The following is a 3,158-nucleotide window of genomic DNA, read 5'->3' as shown; positions in this document are numbered from 1 at the left end:
GCGGAGATCGAGGATCTCGGACAGATCGATCGGTCCCTCCAGGCTATCACCTGCGGGGCTGACGAAACCTGTGGTATTCCCGCCTGTGTAGCTTCCCATATACGCCTCCATTGACTAGAACATATGGAGAACATTTTAGGAGAGCAAGAGGCGCCATGTGCGGACGTTTTGCAGCCTTCCAGCCGGTTGAAGCGATCCGCAAGCTGTTCGGGGCGGTCAATTCAGCGCCGGCAGATGCACGGCCGTCCTGGAATATCGCCCCGTCGCAACGGGCGCTGGTTGTCCGCCGACATCCTGAAACCGGCGAGCGGCGCATCGACCTCCTGAGTTGGGGTCTGGTGCCGCACTGTAAGCATCCGGCGTGAACCGCGGGTCTTGTATTCTGTTGGCTTGTGGGAGGGAGCGGCTGTGGCGGTTGGTTCTGTTTGATTATTTTGAAGGCAGAGCCTGGCCCATCTCGGTGGCCTCACTTGTGTCGCGATGGACCTCTTCACGGATGACGCGATCTGTGACGTCGTTCAGATACTGGGTCAAGGCGTTGTTGAGTTCCTGGAATTCCGGCCACAACACCTGATCGACAAATGCCTGCGGTACCCGCAACATGACGGTGGTCAGGCGTTGCCGGTAAAGGCGGTATGGCTTCAAGCCATAGCGTCGGCACAACGCCAGGAACAATCGGCGTGACCATTGATCGCGCAGTGAGAACTGCATCTCGACTGTCCTGTCCCGGCCCTGAAGTTCCGCCAGCCGTGCATGAACGCGCCCGAGTGCGGCCTCGGCCGCTGTGCGTTCGCCGATCGTTCCGGCTCCGGCGAACAACGCCTCGATCTTTCGCAGCTTCTCCCGAAGTACGGCCTCTTCAGACACGTCCAGCCTCTTCCGTTGCACTTGCCAGGACTTTGCTGGCGTTGCCCCAGTTCCAGGGCAACAACTGGTCGAGGCAGCTTGCGGGATGATCGTTGATCCTGGCGAGCACGTCGGCGAGCCAGGCTTGTGGATCGACGTTATTGAGCCGGCAGGGTGTAGAGGATGGCGGCCCGTTCACCGCCGCGATCCGAGCCGCAGAACAGCCACGCCTTGCGGCCGAGCGGCACGCAACGCAGGGCGCGTTCGGCCGCGTTGTTGCTGAGGCAGACCCGACCATCCTCAAGGAAGCGGGTGAATGCCTCCCAGCGGCGGAGCATGTAGTTGATGGCTTTGGCAAGGTCGTGATGGCGCGAGAGCTTCGTGATCTGGCCGTTCAGCCAGGCATGGAGCTCGGTAACCAGCGGCGCGCTGAGATCCTGCCGCACAGCCAGCCGTTCGGCGGCCGTCTTTCCGTTGATGGTTCGCTCGATCTCGAACAGGGCATCGAGCCGCCGCACGGCCTCGATCGCGATCGGATAGATCGTGGCGGCTTGCCCGCCACGGCTCTTCTTGTGCGCTGCGGCACCGATATCGGCCAGTTCGAAGAATTTTCGCCGGGCGTGTGCGTAGCATCCGGCCTCACGCACTGGTGCAGGTGTGCGGCCATCTTTGTATAGTTCGCCATAACCGCCGTAGGCATCGGCCTGGAGGATGCCCGACCAGCCGGCAAGATGGGCCTGTGGATGCTCGCCGCGCCGGTCCCGCGAATAATGGAACAATGCCGCCGGGGGATCGGAGCCGCCGAAGGGCCGGTCATCACGCACATAGACCCATAGCCGGGCCGTATCGGTCTTGCCCCGTGCCATGACCGGCACCGTGGTGTCATCGCCATGCAGGCGCGCGGCCGCATGAACATGGGTCTCGATCAGCCGGTAGAGCGGCATCAGCGCATGACATGCCGCCCCAACCTGGTCGGCCAGGGTCGAGACGCTGAGTTGAACACCCTCGCGGGCAAAGCGCTCGGCCTGGCGGTTGAGCGGCTGATGCTGGCCATACTTCTCGAACAAAAGCATCGCGAGGAAGCTCGCTCCTGCCCACCCGCGGGGAACGACGTGGAACGGTGCCGGCGGCTGCGCGATCGCCTCGCAGGCCCGGCAGGAGAATTTCTCCCGCACGGTCTGGATCACCTTCCACTGCCGCGGGATCACCTCCAGCGTCTCGGTGATGTCCTCCCCCAGCTTCGACAGCCTGGTGCTGCCGCAGGCAGGACAGGCGCAAGGGGCCTCGATCACCACGCGCTCACGCGGCAGGTGTTCGGGAAAGGGTTTTCTGGCCGGGCGCTTGCGCTCGAAACCACCGACACGCGTCGTCTTTACCGCAGCGGCTTCGGCGGCCAGCCCGTCTTCACAGGCATCGGCCTCGAGATCTTCGAGCTGCAGTTCCAGCTGATCGAGCAGACGGCGGCTGCGCTCGGCGCTGGCACCGAATTGCTCGCGCCGCAGACGGGCAATCTGCAGCTTGAGATGCGCGATCAACGCCTCGGTCGCACTCTCCCGGGCACGCGCATCCGCCAGTCTGGCCTCGGCTTCATCGGCCCGGCGGGTCATCGAAAGCACCAGCGCTTTCAGCGCCTCGACGTCGTTCGGAAGAGTGGTTCCGGAGGTTTCCACGCCCCCGAGAGAATCACAGAAACTCCATGATTTGAAGCCACAAGATGCCCGTCAGCCGATAAAAATCCAGGGCTCTACCCCGCACGCGCCGGGCGCCACGAATAGCGCGGATTGCGCCAGTCGATCCCCTCCAGCAGGCAGGCCAGCTGCGAACTCGTCAACGAGACCACCCCATCCTTCGCCGACGGCCACGGGAAATACCCCTTCTCCAGCCGCTTCGAATACAGCGACATCCCCACACCGTCATGCCAGATGATCTTCACCAGCGAGCCCGACCTGCCGCGGAATACAAACAGATCCCCGCCGTGCGGATCCCGCTTCAGCCCCTGCTCGACCTGGTGCGCCAGACCCTGCATGCCGCGGCGCATGTCCGTATGGCCCAAGGCAATCCACACACGCGCTCCAGCAGGGATCATCCCAGTGCCTTCAGCGTTGCGGATATCACCGCAGGCGCCACCATCCCCTCGATCACCACGTGCGCACCGCCCGCCAAGCGAACCTCGATCCGGCCCTGGCTGCGCGGCGTTACCACAGACGCCGGGTCCGTATCTTCAGCCCCTGCAATCATCACGGCAGCAGACGGCTCCGGCGCCACATGAACCGGCAGGAATTCCGCAGGCGTCGAAACCAACCCCAATTCGC

The 3,158-nt window shown here is 63.6% G+C and carries 3 protein-coding genes and 2 pseudogenes; 1 reads left to right on the top strand and 4 read right to left on the bottom strand.

What is annotated here, in order from left to right; translation table 11 throughout:
• The first annotated feature begins 155 nt into the window (after window positions 1–155).
• Entirely contained in the window at window positions 156–365 is a 210-nt protein-coding gene (locus tag B7Z76_RS15930) for an SOS response-associated peptidase family protein (RefSeq protein WP_291345222.1), read from the top strand.
• A gap of 64 nt (window positions 366–429) precedes the next feature.
• Here the strand turns inward: B7Z76_RS15930 and B7Z76_RS15925 are convergent, their stop codons facing one another.
• The 4 genes and pseudogenes from B7Z76_RS15925 to B7Z76_RS15910 form a co-directional block, all read right to left on the bottom strand.
• Complete coding sequence (locus B7Z76_RS15925; protein WP_291345220.1) at window positions 430–867, bottom strand: hypothetical protein; 438 nt, start codon at window positions 865–867, stop codon at window positions 430–432.
• Window positions 860–2,453: pseudogene (gene tnpC, locus B7Z76_RS15920) on the bottom strand (IS66 family transposase). The gene B7Z76_RS15925 and the pseudogene tnpC overlap by 8 nt, the downstream one beginning before the upstream one ends.
• A gap of 137 nt (window positions 2,454–2,590) precedes the next feature.
• A complete protein-coding gene (gene tnpB / locus B7Z76_RS15915; RefSeq protein ID WP_291345218.1) occupies window positions 2,591–2,932 on the bottom strand; it encodes an IS66 family insertion sequence element accessory protein TnpB in 342 nt (113 codons plus the stop codon).
• Window positions 2,929–3,158: pseudogene (locus tag B7Z76_RS15910) on the bottom strand (transposase); the annotation flags it as partial. The gene tnpB and the pseudogene B7Z76_RS15910, both read right to left, overlap by 4 nt.

This window comes from Acidiphilium sp. 20-67-58, from assembly GCF_002255515.1.
Lineage (GTDB): Bacteria > Pseudomonadota > Alphaproteobacteria > Acetobacterales > Acetobacteraceae > Acidiphilium.
The sequence above is the reverse complement of the archived record's forward strand: the minus strand, read 5'-3'. Positions and strand labels throughout refer to the sequence as shown.

What these genes read in the sequence shown, in the direction of transcription:
- B7Z76_RS15930 (WP_291345222.1), top strand. Translation starts at nt 156, where the DNA reads ATGTGCGGACGTTTTGCAGCCTTCCAGCCGGTTGAAGCGATCCGCAAG.
- tnpB (WP_291345218.1), bottom strand. Translation starts at nt 2,932, where the DNA reads ATGATCCCTGCTGGAGCGCGTGTGTGGATTGCCTTGGGCCATACGGAC.